This is a genomic window from Streptomyces sp. CA-111067 (assembly GCF_050956065.1).
Taxonomy (GTDB): domain Bacteria; phylum Actinomycetota; class Actinomycetes; order Streptomycetales; family Streptomycetaceae; genus Actinacidiphila.
Genome location: NZ_CP192103.1, coordinates 8072950 through 8088209 on the forward strand (window position 1 = coordinate 8072950; position 15260 = coordinate 8088209).

Below are 15260 nucleotides of genomic sequence, written 5' to 3' on the forward strand. Positions count from 1 at the left end.
CCGGCGGCAGGCGCCACCACGCGGTGTGGACGAGGACGAGGTGAAGCGGGCGTGATATCAGAACCCGAGCTTTCCGACGGGGGCGACGGCGACCGGCCGGTCGACGTGGTCAGCGACTTCGACGACCGGCCGCGGCGGGTGCGGACCGGGCGCCGCCCGTGGACCTGGGCGGTGGGCGGCATCGTGCTGGCGTCGGCGGTGTGGGGCGGGGTGCTCGCGGTCAGCCACGCCTGGCCGGACCACCATCCCGACCTGCACGGATACCAGCTGACCGGCAGCCCGTGCGAGAGCACGGCGGTGCAGCCGCTCACCGAGGCGGTCAAGGCGTCCGCGACCGCGCAGAGCCCGAAGACCGTCACGGTGACCAGCGGCCCGGGCCCCGCGGAGTTCCACCGGGGCACCGCGGTGGACGAGGTCAAGTGCTCGGTGATCACCACGGCGCCGTTCAACCAGGGCGGCTCGGTGCAGTATTCGGCGGACATCGCGGTGGTGCTGCACAAGAAGACCGACCCGCGCGCCGAGTTCGAGGACGAGCGCCAGCTGTACGACTCCAGCCTGGTGCCGGTGGACTCGATCGCCTTCATCCCGCACCTCGGCGACTCGGCCTACCTGCTGACCCCCAGCGAGCAGACCAAGCAGCTCAAGGTGCTCCAGGGCGGCGCGGTGATCACCATCTCGCTGACCGCCGACGACGGCTACAACGTCTCGGCCGACGACATGAACGCCCTGCACACCCCCTCCCACCCGGCCACCGACCTGATGGAGTTCCACTCCGCGCTGATCCAGACCGCCCGGGACCTGATGACGACGATGCGGCAGCGGTGACCGCCTGGCGGTCTGGCGGTCTGGCGGTGCTGGGGGTCTGACGGCTGGTCAGGCCGGTGGTCCAGTGGCTGATCAGGGGCGGTCGGAGGGGGCGGATGTTCACATCGGGGATTCGTGTTCATGTTCTTGACGCTCGATATCGGTGAGCGCAGACTTCCAGTCGCTTGCGTACATCCTCTGAACCCCGAGCCGCGGACCCCCGTTTGGAGACACACGTATGCGCATGGCCCGACTCGCGGTCGCAGCCGCTGCCGCCGCCGCACTGGCCGTACCCCTGTCCGTGCCCGCCGTCGCCGGGACGACCACCGCCGTAAACGGTTCCGCCGACTCCGCCAGGCCCTGGCTCAACTCCCGGCTGCCGCTGGAGAAGCGGGTGGACCTGCTGCTCGCGCAGCTGACCAACGACGAGAAGGCCGGCCTGATGACGTCGGTCGGCGTGCCGAGTGGCTCGCACGCCACCGGCTACACCCCGGGCGTGGAGCGCCTCGGCGTGCCCGGCCTGCAGTTCACCGACGGGCCCGGCGGCGTGCGCGACGGCCAGCCGGCCACCGCGATGCCCTCACCGGTCTCGCTCGCCGCCTCCTTCGACACCGAACTGGCCGAGCAGTACGGCACGGTGCTCGGCAGCGAGGCCAAGTCCCGCGGCTACCAGGTGATCTACGGGCCGATGGTCAACATCGTCCGCACCCCGCTGGGCGGCCGGGACTTCGAGACGCTCGGCGAGGACCCGGCGCTGGCCGGCGGCATCGCCGCGTCGGAGATCACCGGCATCCAGAAGCAGGGCGTCGCCGCGCAGGTCAAGCACTACGCGGGCAACAACCAGGAGAACGCCCGGATGACGTCCAGCTCCGACATCGACGAGCGGACACTGCACGAGATCTATCTGCCCGCCTTCGAGAAGGCCGTCAAGGACGCCCACGTGTGGTCCCTGATGTGCGCCTACAACAAGGTCAACGGCACCTACGCCTGCGAGAACGCGCAGATCCTGCGGGACGTGCTGATCGACACCTGGAAGTACGACGGCGTCGTCGGCACCGACTACCCGGCCAACCACAGCACCGTCGCCTCCGCACTGGCGGGCCTGGACCAGGAGTTCAGCGGCACCACCTACTTCAAGCAGCTGCCCGCCGCGGTGGCGGCCGGCCAGGTCCCGCAGTCCGTGCTCGACGACGCGGCCCGCCGCATCCTGCGGCTGGAGTTCCGCACCGGCGTGCTCGACCCGAAGCCGGCGCCGTCGGTGGACCTGGAGGCCGACAGCCTGGTGGCCCGCAAGGCCGCCGAGGACGGCAGCGTGCTGCTGAAGAACAGCGGCTCGCTGCTCCCGCTGAATCCGGCCGGGCTCAAGTCGCTCGCCGTGATCGGCCCGAACGCCGACACCGCCGTGACCGGCGGCGGTGGCAGCTCCGCCGTCACCCCGTACAAGAAGGTCGATCCGGTGTCCGGCCTGAAGGCCCGGCTCGGCAGCGGGGTGGACGTCACCTCGGTCAAGGCCGGGCAGGGCAGCGGCTTCCCGGTGATCCCGGCCTCCGCGCTGACGGGTCTGAAGGGCGACTACTTCGCCAACAAGACCCTCACCGGCACCCCCGCGGTCACCCGGGACGATCCGAACATCGACTTCGACTGGGTGCTCGGCTCGCCCGACCCGGCGCTGCCGGTCGACGGCTTCTCGGCCCGCTGGACCGGCACCCTGACCGCGCCGTCCACCGCCGCGTACACCTTCTCCGCCACCAGCGACGACGGCAGCCGGATCTACCTGGACGACAAGCTGATCGTGGACAACTGGAGCGACCACGGCTCCGCCACCGTCAAGAGCGCCCCGGTGCAGCTGACCGCGGGGGAGCCGCACGCGCTGCGGGTGGAGTACTACGACAACGCGCAGAACGCCTCGGTCTCCATCGGCTGGTCGGCGCCCGGCGTGCCAGACCCGTCCCTCCAGGCCGCCGCCGACGCCGCGGCCAAGGCGGACGCGGCCGTGCTGGTCGTCGGCGACTCCTCCAGCGAGGGCTCCGACCGGACCACGCTGGCACTGCCCGGCAACGAGGACCAGCTGATCCAGACCGTCGCCGCGGCCAACCCGCACACCGTCGTGGTGGTCAGGGCCGGCGCCCCGGTGCTGATGCCGTGGCTGTCCGACGTCCCCGCCGTGCTCGACATGTGGTACCCGGGCCAGGAGGACGGCAACGCGCTCGCCGCGCTGCTCACCGGCGACGCGGAGCCGGGCGGCCGGCTGCCGGTCAGCTTCCCGAAGACCGACACCCAGACCGCGGTCGCCGCGGCGCCCGGCCGCTACCCGGCGGTGAACGGGGTCTACGACTACAGCGAGGGCCTGGAGGTCGGCTACCGCTGGTACCAGCAGGAGAACCAGACCCCGCTGTTCCCGTTCGGCTACGGCCTGTCGTACACCAGCTTCAAGGTGTCCCACCTCAGGACGAGCACGGACCGGGTGCAGGCGACGGGCAAGGGCACCCAGCAGGTCAGGCTGTCGGTCGACGTGACCAACACCGGCCACCGCACCGGCTCCGACGTGGTGCAGGTCTACCTCGGCTACCCCAAGGGCTCGGGCGAGCCGCCCAAGTCGCTCAAGGCGTTCGCCAAGGTGCAGCTGCGGCCCGGCCAGACCAGGGCCGTCACACTCACGCTGCCGGCGGACGCGCTGCGGGTGTGGGACAGCAGCGCCCACGACTGGACCTACCTCGACGGCCGCTACCCGCTCTACGTCGGGCAGTCCTCGGCCGACACCCCGCTGACCGGTGCCGTGACGGTCACCAGGAGCACCGGCACCCAGTACACCGCCCTGTCGGTGCCCAAGGCCACCGACGCGGGCACCTCGTTCACCGTCCGGCAGACGTTCACCAACACTGGTGACTCCACCGCCCGCGACCTGCGGCTCGGCGTGAGCCTGCCGCAGGGCTGGACGGCGAGGGCCGCCCACGGCAGCCGCACCACGTTCGGCTCGGTCCGCCCGCACTCCTCGGTCAGCGCCGACTGGACGGTCACGGTGCCCGCGGGCGCCACGGCAGGACCGGCCACGCTGACCGGCAAGGCGTCCTTCGAGCTGAACGGCCGGCAGACCCGCAGCGCCGACGCTTCGACCACCGTGCCGTACGCGAACGTGCCCGCCGCGTACGACAACGCGGGCATCAGCGCCGACAGCGACCCGTCGACCGGCAAGCTCGACCCGGGCGGCTACAGCCTGTCGGCCACCCAGCTGGCGGCGGTCGGCTACACGCCCGGCGCCACGGTGACGGCGAACGGCCTCGACTACGCCTGGCCGGACACCCAGCCGGGGCAGCCGGACAACATCGCCGCGGCCGGACAGGTGATCCGGGTGCAGGGGCAGGGCAGCCGGCTCGGGCTGCTCGGCACCGGCATCAGCTCCGCGCACACCGGGACCGCCACGGTGACCTACACCGACGGCAGCACCGCCGACGTGGCCGTGGAGTTCCCCGACTGGTACAGCAACAAGGCCGGTACGAACTCGCAGCTCGCAGTGACCACCGCGAAGTGGAACCGGCCGCCCGGCGACACCCTGGGCGACCACGCCGTCAGCCTCTACACCACCGGAGGGGCACTGGACCCGGCAAAGACGGTGGCCACGGTGACGCTGCCCGACGACAGCGGCATCCACGTCTTCGCCATCTCGGTGGGCTGACCTCCCCCTGGTCCCATCGGACGGCGACGAACGCCCGTGCCCCGTACCGGAGTCGGCTTCCGGTGCGGGGCACGGGCGCGTCGCGGGACGCGCTCAGCCGGTGGCCAGTGCCGCGAAACGCAGGGCCACCTCGTGCCAGACGGGCGCGGCGGCGGGGTCGTCGAGCAGGGCGGCCCGGTGCAGCTCGTCCCGGTCGGCGCCGTGCGGCGCCAGCCGCTCCGGGTTCCAGCCGCGGATCCGGTCCGGGTCGCACTCCGGGTGGAACTGCACGCCCCACGCGGGCAGTTCACCGAGCCGGAACGCCTGGTACGGGCAGCGGTCGCTGCGCGCGAGCCAGCGCGCGCCGGCCGGGAGTGCCACGATCCGGTCCAGGTGGTTCTCGATCGCCGTCGGCCGCGCGGGCAGGTCGCGGAACAGCGGGTCGGAGTCCGCCTCCGGCCGCAGCGTCAGCGCGGTGCTGCCGAACTCCGGTTCCCCGTACGCCCCGCGGACCTCGCCGCCGGCCAGCTGGGCGAGCATCTGGCCGCCCAGGCAGATCCCGAACACCGGCACCCCGGCCGCCAGCGCCTCGCCCACCAGGCCCCGGGTGCGCGGCAGCCAGGGCGCGCGCAGGTCGTCGTCCGGCAGGTAGCCGCCGCCGAGCACCACCAGCGCCTGGTGGTTCAGCCGCGCGGGCAGTTCCGCCCCGTCGTAGGCGGCCACGAGGTCCAGCGCGAGCCCGCCCTCGCGCAGCGGCCGCGCCCACCGCCCCGGGCCGCCGGCCGGAGTGTGCTGTACCACCAACGCCGTAGCGCCCATCCGCTTCCCGCCTCTCCGCGATCACCACCGGCAGATCACCCGCACCGGCCGGCGGTCTATTGGTCCAGACCTATTGACGGCCGCCGGGGCCGACCCTACGATCCGGAAAAACCGTGCGCGATGTCCCCACAACATCAGGAGCACACCATGATCGGTCGCAGAATACGACTGCTCGGCACCGGCCTCGTACTGGCCTTCCTCGCCCAACTCCCCATCGCCGGCGCCTCGCACGCGGCAGGCGACACCTGCGCGGCCAAGCCGAAACCGGCCGGCAAGGTGCTCCAGGGCTACTGGGAGAACTGGGACGGCGCCGCCAACGGCGTGCATCCCGGCCTCGGTTGGATCCCGATCACCGACAGCAGGCTGGCCGCCCACGGCTACAACGTGCTCAACGCGGCCTTCCCGGTGATCCTCTCCGACGGCACCGTGGAGTGGCAGGACGGCATGGACTCCGGCGTCAAGGTCGCCACCCCCGCCGAGATGTGCCAGGCCAAGGCGGCCGGTTCGACGATCCTGATGTCGATCGGCGGCGCTGCGGCCGGCATCGACCTCAGTTCGAGCGCGGTCGCCGACCGCTTCGTCGCCACCGTCGTGCCGATCCTGAAGAAGTACAACTTCGACGGCATCGACATCGACATCGAGACCGGCCTCGTCGGCAGCGGGAACATCAACACGCTGTCCGCCTCGCAGGCCAACCTGGAGCGGATCATCGACGGCGTGCTCTCCCAGATGCCGGCCGGCTTCGGCCTGACCATGGCACCCGAGACGGCGTACGTCACCGGCGGCAGCATCACCTACGGCTCGATCTGGGGCGCCTACCTGCCGATCGTCAAGAAGTACGCCGACAACGGCAAGCTGTGGTGGCTCAACATGCAGTACTACAACGGCAGCATGTACGGCTGCTCCGGCGACTCCTACGAGGCCGGCACGGTGACCGGCTTCACCCAGCAGACCGACTGCCTCAACTCAGGACTGGTCGTGCAGGGCACCACGGTCAAGGTCCCGTTCGACAAGCAGGTGCCGGGGCTGCCCGCCCAACCGGGCGCGGGCGGCGGCTACATGGCGCCCAGCCTGGTCTCGCAGGCGTGGAACCACTACGGCGGCGCCCTCAAGGGCCTGATGACCTGGTCGGCCAACTGGGACGGCTCGAAGAACTGGACGTTCGGCTCCAACGTCAAGGCGCTGCAAGGCCGCTGACCCCGGCAGGCAGCCCCGGTAGCCTGCCGGGCATGGCAGAAGACGCGACACACGTGGCCACCCACGTGACCACGTGGACCGACGCCGGCCCGGAGGCTGCGCGGGCCGTCCTGGTGCACGGCACCATGAGCTGGGGCACCGAGTGCTTCGCCCACCAGCGCCCGCTGGCCGACCGCTTCCGGCTGGACCTGATGGACCGGCGCGGATACGGCCAGAGCCCCGGCACCGGGCGCAGCGACTACGAGGCCGACGCCGAGGACATCGCGGCGCTGCTGGCCCAGACCTCGGGCGGCGCCCACCTGGTGGGGCACTCCTACGGGGCGGTCGCCGCGATGGTCGCCGCCGCCCGGCACCCGGGGTCGGTGCGCTCCCTGGTCCTGATCGAGCCCTCCGCGCTGGGTTCGGCCGCCGGTCAGCCGGTGGTCGCGGCGGCGCTGGCCCGGATGCGGGCGTCCTTCGGCACGGCACGTCCTGAGATGTCCCCCGAGCAGTACCTGACGATGTCCACCCAGCCCTACGGCATGCCGATCCCCGACTTCAGCGCCGAGATGCTGCGGGCCACCCGTACCGCGATGGACGAACGGCCCTGCTGGACCGACGACGTGCCGCTGGCCCCCCTCGCCGCGGCCCCGTTCCGCAAGGTCGTGGTCAACGGGACCTGGGAGAGCGCCCACCCGGAGCTGCGGGCCTTCAACGGCGAGGCGCTGGCCGCCTGCGGCGCGTACATCGCCGACCGGACCGGCGCCCGGCACGTGACCGTCGAGGGCACCGACCACTTCCCGCACCGGGACCGGCCCGAGACCGTCAACCGGCTGCTCGCGGAGACCTGGTCGGCCTGACGGGGCCGGCGGGCGTCACGCGGTCCTGGCCGGCGTCACGGTGATCCGGCGGGCTCGCCCTCCGCGATCATCGCCTCCGCTGTCTGCCAGAGCCGGGGCAGGAACGCCCGCACCCGGTCGGCCCGCGGCTGGAAGTCGTCCGTGCCGGTGATGCCGAGGTCCGCGACGGCGGACCGCAGGGCCGGGGCGAGCGCGTCGCCGAGGCCGGGGGAGTCCGCGGCCAGGATGGTGTGGCAGCGGGCGAAGGTCGCGACGATCCAGAAGACGGCCTCCCGGTGCAGGCCGCTGTCGATCAGCTCCTGGCTGCCGTCGATCGCGACCGACCGCGCCCCCGCGCTGATGTCGCCGCTGAAGAAGAACGGTGTCCTGGCGACCTCGGCCGTGGCGTCGAACGTGACGGCCAGCGCGTCGAGTTGCCGCTGCACGCGGGCGGCCGGCAGGTCGCGGCAGCCCAACAGGTCCAGCAGTTCGGGGTAGATGGCCGACTGCCCCACGTCCGCCAGGAGTTCGCGCACCCTGGCGTAGCGCAGCCGGACCGTGGGGTTGCGCAGCCCCGCCACCAGCAGCACATGGGTGGTGACCGCGGTCGGGAACAGCCAGGACGTGACCTGCTGGTGGAACGGAGCCGCGGGATCGATCGACGCGAGCCCGCGCACGACCCTGCGGCGGGCGTCCAGGCAGCGGCGGCGCACCCAGGACGGCTCGGCGAAGCGCGCGGCCACCTCGCCCTGCAGCATGCGGAGCCGGCCGGTCGGATCGTCGATGACGGTGTCGCGGCGGAAGCTGCCCGCCAGGTGGTACGAGCCGAGTACGGCCTCGGGCGAGCCGAGCTCCGCCCAGGGCTGGTAGCCGACCTCGATGAGCACCCCGTTGCGGCGGAACTTGCCCGGTTTGACCGGGGGTTGCCGGTCGGCGGTGACCACGGCGACATCCACGTCGGAGGCCGCCGGCAGTTCGGCGCCGGCCGGCAGGCCGACCGTCGATCCGGTGAAGAACGCGCCCCGGTAGCCGGGTTGTTCGCCGGCGTGCTCGGCCACCCAGCCGGCCGCCTCGGCGCGGGCCCGCCCCACCGTGACCGTCACCGCAGCTCCAACTCGGGGTCCGCCAGCGGGTCGCCGAACAGCGCCGAGTCCTTGGCGTAGTGCTGCCGCAGCCGCCACGGCGACCGGTCGCCCTGCGAGGGCAGGGAGTCCAGCGAGCGCACCAGATAGCCGGAGGTCATGTCGGTGAACGGCACCTTCGCCATCGGCTCGGCCGGCAGCCGCGGGGTGGCGACCGCGAACCGGCCGTGGCTCATCGCGTCGAGCAGCCTGGCCAGGTAGGAGGAGACGAGGTCGACCTTCAGTGTCCAGGACGCGTTGGTGTAGCCGATCGCGAAGGCCAGGTTGGGCACCCCGTCGAGCATCATCCCCTTGTACGCCACCCGGTCGGCGAGCTCGACCTCCCGGCCGTCCACGGTGAACTCGACGCCGCCCAGCGCCAGGAGGTTCAGACCTGTGGCGGTGACCACCACGTCGGCCGCCAGCTCCGTCCCCGAGCGCAGCCGCAGGCCCTTGGCGGTGAACGACTCGATGTGGTCGGTGACCACCCGCGCCGCGCCCGACCTGATCGCCCGGAACAGGTCGCCGTCAGGCACCACGCACAGCCGCTGGTCCCACGGGTCGTAGGCCGGGTCGAAGTGCGTGCGCACGTCGTAGCCCGACGGCAGCCGGCGCTTGACGCCCTGCCGCAGCAACGCCCGCATCCGCGCCGGGTACTTGCGGCACAGGCGGTAGAACGCGGTGGCCAGCGTGATGTTCTTCCACCGCACCACCGCGTACGCCCGCCGGGCGGGCAGTATCCGGCGCAGCGCCCTGGCGAGGAGGTCGGCGGTCGGCAGCGACAGGACGAAGGACGGCGAGCGCTGGAGCATCGTCACCCGGGCGCCCGCCTGCGCCAGCGCGGGCACCAGCGTGACGGCGGTGGCGCCGCTGCCGATGACGACGACCTCCCGGCCGGACACGTCGAGTCCGGCCGGCCACAGCTGCGGGTGCACCACCGTGCCGGCGAACTCCTCGCGGCCCGGCCACGCCGGGGTGTAGCCCTGGTCGTAGCGGTAGTAGCCGGCGCACAGGTAGAGGAACCGGCAGGTCGTGGTGGTGAGTTCGCCGGTGCCGGTGTCCTGCGCGGTGACCGTCCAGCGGGCGTCCGGGGTCGACCACCGCGCCCGCAGCACCCGGCGGTGGTAGGTGATCTTCTCGTCCACGCCGTAGGCCGCCGCTGTCTCCCGGACATAGCGCAGGATGTCGTCGCCGACCGCGATCGACTTCGGCTGCCGCCACGGCCGGAAGGCGTAGCCGAGAGTGAACATGTCGGAGTCCGACCGGACTCCGGGGTAGCGGAACAGGTCCCAGGTGCCGCCGCTGGCGCCGCGCGCCTCCAGGATCGCGTAACTGCTGCCGGGCGCCTCCCGCTGCAGATGGCAGGCCGCGCCGATACCGGAGAGACCGGCCCCGACGATCAGCACGTCCACCTCGGCGGCGGCGCCGGAGGGCTCGCCGGCGGCCGGCTGCGCGGTGTGATCGCGTGACGAGGTCATGGGGTCCTCCGGGCGGTGGCGCGGTCGTCTCACAAGGTGAAGTCTGCGCATCTTCTTGACGGTTGGCTATCGCCCCCAGAGACTGCCTTACGGATCCCAAGCTTCCGTGATCCGCAGATTGAGAGCGTTTTCAACTCGATAAATCAAAGGCTGTAGTTCGACATACAGCCCACATACGTGGCTTCGAGCGCGATCCCCCTTCATTCCTCCGCGCTGTCCTGGTGTTCACTTCGCGAAGCCAGGCGAAAGGACCCCCCACTCATGCGAAGCATCAACCCCCCACATCGCATGCGCCCCCGGTGGCGCCCGCGCCGACGCGCCCTCGCCGGGCTCAGCGCGCTGCTGCTCGCTCTGGTCGGCCTGCTCGGCCTCACCCAGATCGCCGGCACCGCCTCGGCGGACGCCTCCGACTACACCCAGAGCGTCACCCAGCTCAGCGCCACCCAGGCGCAGATCAACTTCACGCCGACCACCACCGCCCGCTACGTGGACGCGCACTACCTGGTCAGCGGCGTCAACCAGCAGAACGTCCGGATGACCAACAGCGGCTCCACCTGGAGCTGGACGGTCAGCTCGCTGACCAACGGCTCGGTGATCGACTACTGGTTCACCTACGAGAAGGGCGGCCCGCAGTACGACACGCCGCACTTCACGTACACCCAGGGCGGCGGCAGCACCACCCCGCCGCCGGGCACCGTGGCCACGCCGTCGTTCAGCCCGGCCGGCGGCACCTTCAGCGTCGCGCAGAGCGTGACCATCTCCGACGCCACGGCCGGCGCGGCCATCCACTACACCCGTGACGGCTCCACGCCGACCGCGTCCTCGCCGACCTACAGCAGCGCCGTCAGCGTCACCGCCACCACCACGCTCAAGGCCATCGCCACCAAGTCCGGATCCACCAACTCCGCCGTGGCCAGCGCCACGTACACCATCGGCGGCTCCGCGACGGGCTGCACGAACCAGTCGGACACCCCCGACTTCGGGCCGAACGTGCACATCTACGACCCGTCGATGTCGGCCGCGACGATCCAGTCGCAGCTGGACGCGCAGTTCAACCAGATGAAGGACACCAACACCGCGCAGTTCAGCAACAACCGGGTGGCGCAGCTGTTCAAGCCCGGCACGTACAACGTGAACGACAACGTCGGCTACTACACCTCGGTGGCGGGCCTCGGCCAGAACCCGGACGACGTCACGTTCAACGGCAACATCACCGTGGACGCCTTCAACGCCTCCGACGCCGGCAACGCCACCCAGAACTTCTGGCGTTCCGCGGAGAACCTGGCGATCAACCCCGGCGGCGGCAGCGACCGGTGGGCCGTGGCCCAGGCCGCGCCCTTCCGCCGGATCGACGTGCACGGCAACCTCCAGCTCTACCCGGCCAGCTACGGCTACGCCAGCGGCGGCTACATCGCCGACACCAAGGTCAGCGGCCAGACCGCGTCGATCTCCCAGCAGCAGTGGTACACCCGCGACAGCAGCCTCGGCAGCTGGGACGGCGGCGTGTGGAACATGGTCTTCTCCGGCGTCACCGGCGCCCCGGGCAACACCTTCCCCAACCCGCCCGAGACCACCCTGGCCACCACCCCGGTCTCCCGTGACGTGCCGTACCTGTACGTCGACGGCACCGGCAAGTACCGGGTGTTCCTGCCCTCGCTGCGGACCAACGCCTCCGGCCCGAGCTGGGCGAGCGGCTCGACCCCGGGCAGCTCGCTGCCGATGAGCCAGTTCTACGTCGTCAAGGCCGGCGACACCGCCACCACCATCAACAACGCGCTCGCGCAGGGCTGCAACCTGTTCGTCACCCCGGGCGTGTACCACCTGAACCAGACGCTCAACATCACCCGGGCCAACACCACCGTGCTGGGCATCGGCTACCCGACGCTCGTCCCGGACAACGGGGTCAACGCGATGCAGGTCGCCGACGTCGACGGGGTGCGCCTCAAGGGCCTGCTGTTCGACGCGGGCACCACCAACTCGCAGGCCCTGCTCACCGTCGGGCCGACCGGCTCGACCGCGAGCCACGCGAGCAACCCGACCACCATCCAGGACGTGTTCTTCCGGATCGGCGGCCAGGTCGCGGGCAAGGCCACCAACAGCCTGATCGTCAACAGCAACAACGCGATCATCGACCACATCTGGGCCTGGCGGGCCGACCACGGCAGCGGCGTCGGCTGGACGTCCAACACCGCCGACAACGGCCTGACCGTCAACGGCAACAACGTGCTGGCCACCGGCCTGTTCGTCGAGCACTACCAGAAGTACGAGGTGGTGTGGAACGGCCAGGGCGGCAAGACGATCTTCTTCCAGAACGAGAACCCGTACGATCCGCCCAACCAGGCGGCCTGGAAGAACCCATCGGGGCAGAACGGCTACGCCGCCTACAAGGTGGGGGCGAACGTCACCACCCATGAGGCATGGGGGCTCGGCAGTTACTGCTACTTCAACGTCAATCCGGCGGTGAACAACTACCACGCCTTCGAAGTGCCCAACACACCAGGCGTGAAGTTCCACAGCGCGCTCACCGTGTCGCTCGGCGGCGTGGGCACCATCACCCACGTCATCAACGACACCGGAGCGGTCACGGCGTCCAACACCACACCGAGCAACGTGGTGAACTTCCCGTGATCACAGGCTGATTCCAGCTGAGCGAACCGGGGCTCCCCGCACGTGCGGGGAGCCCCGTCCCGTCCCCGCCCGTCCCCGCGCGGCCGCGGGCTATTGAAGGGCGTGCACCGCGGCGGCGAACACCCGGGGCAGCCGGGCCGCGGCCGGCACGATCAGCCGGGCCGTCGCCGGGCGGCCGCCCGCCGCCAGCAGACCGGCCGTCAGCAGCCGGTGCCGCCGGGTGAGCCGCACCCAGCGGCGCTCGTAGTCCTCCGGGCGGCCGGCGGCCAGGCAGCCCACGGCGGCCCCCGCTGTCGCGAGTGCCAGCGCCACCCCCTCGCCGGTCAGCGCGTCCACATAGCCGGCCGCGTCCCCCACGAGCAGCACCCGTCCCGCCACCCGGCGGCGCACCCGCTGCCGCAGCGGCCCCGCGCCGCGCACCGACGTGGCGGCCGGGCCGCGCAGCGCCGCGGTCAACTCGGGGAAGTCGGCGAGGTGCTCGTCGTAGCCCCGCCGCCGGCGGCTCAGCACGGCGACGCCCACCAGATCGTCGCCGACCGGCGTCACATACGCCTCGCCGTGCGGCGACCAGTGCACCTCCACCAGGTCGGTCCACGGCTCGGCGGCGTAGTGCCGGCGCAGCCCGTAGCGGCCGGGGGAGCGGTCGGGCAGGTCCAGGCCGAGCGCCCGGCGCAGCGGCGAGTGCAGCCCGTCGGCGGCGATCAGCCAGCGCGCGGTGAAGCCGGCGGCGGTGACGCTGTCGGCGCTCTGCCCGACCTCGCCGACCTTGCCCGGCACGATCCGCACGCCCAGCTCGCGGGCCCGGTCGTGCAGCGCCGCGTGCAGTGCCGTGCGGCGGATGCCGAGGCCGGTCGCGCCGCGGAACGGGGCCTCGACCCGCGTGCCGCCGGCCACGTAGCGGATCCCGCGCAGCGGCCGGCCGCCGGCCCGCACCCCCAGCTCGCGCAGCGCCGCCACCCCGCCGGGCATCACGCCCTCCCCGCACGCCTTGTCCACCGGCGTCTCACGCGGCTCGACGACCACCGCCCGCATCCCGCCGCGTGCCGCGTGGATGGCCGCGGCAAGGCCGGCCGGACCGCCGCCGGCCACCAGCAGGTCGATCACGGCACCAGGCCGGGCGCGGGCTCCCGGGACGGCAGCGCCTCCAGAGCGGTGTTCTCACACCGGATCCGGACGGTCAGCAGGGCAGCGTCGAGCACGGTGAACACCGTCGCCGTCAGCCACGCGGTGTGCACCAGCGGCAGCGCCAGGCCCTCGACGACCACCGCCACGTAGTTCGGGTGCCGCAGCCACCGGTACGGGCCGCCGGCCACCAGCGGCAGGCCGGGCACGACGACGACCCGGGTGTTCCAGCGCGGCCCCAGGGTGCGGATGCACCACCAGCGCAGGCCCTGCGCAGCGACCACCAGCGCCAGCATCGGCCAGCCCAGTGCGGGCGTGAACGGCCGGTCGCCGAGCGAGACTTCGGCCAGGCAGCCGGCCAGCAGCCCGGTGTGCAGCGCGACCATCACCGGGTAGTGGCCCTGCCCCGAGACCACCGCCCCGCGGGCCGCGCTCCACCGCTCGTTGCGGCGGGACACCACGAGTTCGGCGACCCGCTCCAGCGCGACGGCGCCGACCAGCAGCGTGTACCAGATCATTCGTTCCTCCGAGTCGGTCCGCGGCGGCCGGCCGGACTACCAGCGCAGCAGGACCAGTTCGCAGCAGAAGCCGGGGCCCATCGCCAGCAGCAGCCCCGGGGTGCCGGGCGCCGGGCGGCGCCGGGCCAGCGTGTCGCGCAGCACGTGCAGCACCGACGACGAGGACAGGTTGCCGACCTCCGACAGGTGCTGCCAGGTCACGTCCAGCGCCCCGGCCGGGAGTTCGAGGCTCTCCTCGACCGCCTCCAGCACCTTCGGGCCGCCGGGGTGGCACACCCACGCGGTCACGTCCTTCGGCTTCAGGCCGTGGTCGGCGAGGAACCCCGTGACGTCGTCGGCGAGATGCTGCCTGACCACGTCGGGCACCCGCGGGTCGAGCACCACCTTGAAGCCGGAGTCCTTGATGTCCCAGCCCATCACGCGCTCGGTGTCGGGGTACAGGCGGCTGCGGCTGTCCACCACCGTCGGCCCCGCGGGCTCGCCGCCGGCCCGGGCCGCGCCGGTCCCGACCACCGCGGCGGCGCCGTCGCCGAACAGGCCCGCGGCGACCAGGTTGGCGACCGAGGGGTCGTCGCGCTGGAAGGTCAGCGAGCACAGCTCCACCGACAGCAGCACCGCCACGTCGTCCGGCCGGCCGAGCAGGTAGTCGTGCATCCGGGCCAGGCCGGCGGCGCCGCCCACGCAGCCCAGGCCGAACAGCGGCAGCCGCTTGACGTCCTGGCGCATGCCGAGCCGGCCGATCAGCCGGGCGTCGATCGAGGGGGTGGCGATGCCGGTGACCGAGGTGAAGATCAGCAGGTCCACATCCGACGGCGACAGGCCCGCCTCGCTCAGCGCGCCCCGCACCGCGCTGCGGCCGAGCTCGGTCGCGGTGGCGATGAACGCGTCGTTGGCGTCGCCGAAGCCGCTCAGCGAGCCGTAGCGCTCCAGTGGCAGCGCCATCGTCCGGGACCGGACCCGGGTACTGGCGTGCAGCCGGTCGAGCAGCCGGCGGTCGCCGCCGGCCGGCAGGCAGGTGCGGGCGACCATGTCCGTGATCTCGCCCTGGTCGTGGCGGTGACGTGCCAGAACACCGTGTACGGCTGCGATCCGGGTCATAGGGT

Annotated in this window: 11 protein-coding genes; 5 read left to right on the plus strand and 6 right to left on the minus strand. The window is 72.3% G+C overall.

Annotated features, from left to right (window positions below):
• Nucleotides 1–51: 51 nt before the first annotated feature.
• Nucleotides 52–825 (plus strand): hypothetical protein, encoded by a 774-nt coding sequence (locus tag ACQPW6_RS35625; RefSeq protein ID WP_433893856.1) that lies wholly within the window; start codon nucleotides 52–54, stop codon nucleotides 823–825.
• Nucleotides 826–1042: 217 nt separating this feature from the next.
• Entirely contained in the window at nucleotides 1043–4477 is a 3435-nt protein-coding gene (locus ACQPW6_RS35630) for a glycoside hydrolase family 3 C-terminal domain-containing protein (protein ID WP_433893857.1), read from the plus strand.
• Nucleotides 4478–4570: 93 nt separating this feature from the next.
• On the opposite strand, the gene ACQPW6_RS35635 is transcribed toward ACQPW6_RS35630, so the two are convergent.
• A complete protein-coding gene (locus tag ACQPW6_RS35635) occupies nucleotides 4571–5275 on the minus strand; it encodes a type 1 glutamine amidotransferase (protein ID WP_433893858.1) in 705 nt (234 codons plus the stop codon).
• Nucleotides 5276–5422: 147 nt separating this feature from the next.
• Here ACQPW6_RS35635 and ACQPW6_RS35640 point away from each other — a divergent pair, with 147 nt between their 5' ends.
• Together ACQPW6_RS35640 and ACQPW6_RS35645 are read left to right on the plus strand one after the other, a co-directional pair.
• Nucleotides 5423–6472 (plus strand): chitinase, encoded by a 1050-nt coding sequence (locus ACQPW6_RS35640; protein WP_433893859.1) that lies wholly within the window; start codon nucleotides 5423–5425, stop codon nucleotides 6470–6472.
• Between the two features lie 32 nt (nucleotides 6473–6504).
• Nucleotides 6505–7311: an alpha/beta fold hydrolase gene (locus ACQPW6_RS35645; protein WP_433893860.1), complete on the plus strand. Its 807-nt coding sequence runs from the start codon at nucleotides 6505–6507 to the stop codon at nucleotides 7309–7311.
• A gap of 35 nt (nucleotides 7312–7346) precedes the next feature.
• On the opposite strand, the gene ACQPW6_RS35650 is transcribed toward ACQPW6_RS35645, so the two are convergent.
• Together ACQPW6_RS35650 and ACQPW6_RS35655 are read right to left on the minus strand one after the other, a co-directional pair.
• The gene (locus ACQPW6_RS35650) at nucleotides 7347–8393 is read right to left on the minus strand and encodes a hypothetical protein (protein WP_433893861.1); all 1047 of its coding nucleotides are present in this window, start codon (nucleotides 8391–8393) and stop codon (nucleotides 7347–7349) included.
• Nucleotides 8390–9889 carry a flavin-containing monooxygenase gene (locus tag ACQPW6_RS35655; protein WP_433893862.1) on the minus strand — a complete coding sequence of 500 codons (1500 nt, stop codon included), beginning with the start codon at nucleotides 9887–9889 and terminating at the stop codon, nucleotides 8390–8392. Before ACQPW6_RS35655 ends, ACQPW6_RS35650 begins: the two co-directional genes overlap by 4 nt.
• A 261-nt stretch (nucleotides 9890–10150) precedes the next feature.
• Between ACQPW6_RS35655 and ACQPW6_RS35660 the strand changes: the two genes are divergently transcribed.
• Nucleotides 10151–12517, plus strand: a complete 2367-nt coding sequence (locus tag ACQPW6_RS35660) for a chitobiase/beta-hexosaminidase C-terminal domain-containing protein (RefSeq protein WP_433893863.1) — start codon at nucleotides 10151–10153, stop codon at nucleotides 12515–12517.
• A 90-nt stretch (nucleotides 12518–12607) separates the two neighbouring features.
• Here the strand turns inward: ACQPW6_RS35660 and ACQPW6_RS35665 are convergent, their stop codons facing one another.
• From ACQPW6_RS35665 to ACQPW6_RS35675, 3 genes are read right to left on the minus strand one after another with little or no spacing between them, the layout of a single operon-like run.
• The gene (locus ACQPW6_RS35665) at nucleotides 12608–13621 is read right to left on the minus strand and encodes an NAD(P)/FAD-dependent oxidoreductase (protein ID WP_433893864.1); all 1014 of its coding nucleotides are present in this window, start codon (nucleotides 13619–13621) and stop codon (nucleotides 12608–12610) included.
• On the minus strand, nucleotides 13618–14157 hold the full coding sequence (locus ACQPW6_RS35670; RefSeq protein WP_433893865.1) for an isoprenylcysteine carboxyl methyltransferase family protein: 540 nt from the start codon (nucleotides 14155–14157) through the stop codon (nucleotides 13618–13620). The genes ACQPW6_RS35665 and ACQPW6_RS35670 overlap by 4 nt, the downstream gene beginning before the upstream one ends.
• 36 nt (nucleotides 14158–14193) lie before the next feature.
• Nucleotides 14194–15255, minus strand: coding sequence for a type III polyketide synthase (locus ACQPW6_RS35675; protein WP_433893866.1), 1062 nt, complete (start codon nucleotides 15253–15255; stop codon nucleotides 14194–14196).
• Between the last annotated feature and the right edge of the window lie 5 nt (nucleotides 15256–15260).

Coding starts and splice junctions, on each gene's coding strand:
- ACQPW6_RS35645 (WP_433893860.1), top strand. CDS start 6,505: ATGGCAGAAGACGCGACACACGTGGCCACCCACGTGACCACGTGGACC.
- ACQPW6_RS35670 (WP_433893865.1), bottom strand. CDS start 14,157: ATGATCTGGTACACGCTGCTGGTCGGCGCCGTCGCGCTGGAGCGGGTC.
- ACQPW6_RS35660 (WP_433893863.1), top strand. CDS start 10,151: ATGCGAAGCATCAACCCCCCACATCGCATGCGCCCCCGGTGGCGCCCG.
- ACQPW6_RS35640 (WP_433893859.1), top strand. CDS start 5,423: ATGATCGGTCGCAGAATACGACTGCTCGGCACCGGCCTCGTACTGGCC.
- ACQPW6_RS35630 (WP_433893857.1), top strand. CDS start 1,043: ATGCGCATGGCCCGACTCGCGGTCGCAGCCGCTGCCGCCGCCGCACTG.
- ACQPW6_RS35635 (WP_433893858.1), bottom strand. CDS start 5,275: ATGGGCGCTACGGCGTTGGTGGTACAGCACACTCCGGCCGGCGGCCCG.
- ACQPW6_RS35675 (WP_433893866.1), bottom strand. CDS start 15,255: ATGACCCGGATCGCAGCCGTACACGGTGTTCTGGCACGTCACCGCCAC.
- ACQPW6_RS35655 (WP_433893862.1), bottom strand. CDS start 9,889: ATGACCTCGTCACGCGATCACACCGCGCAGCCGGCCGCCGGCGAGCCC.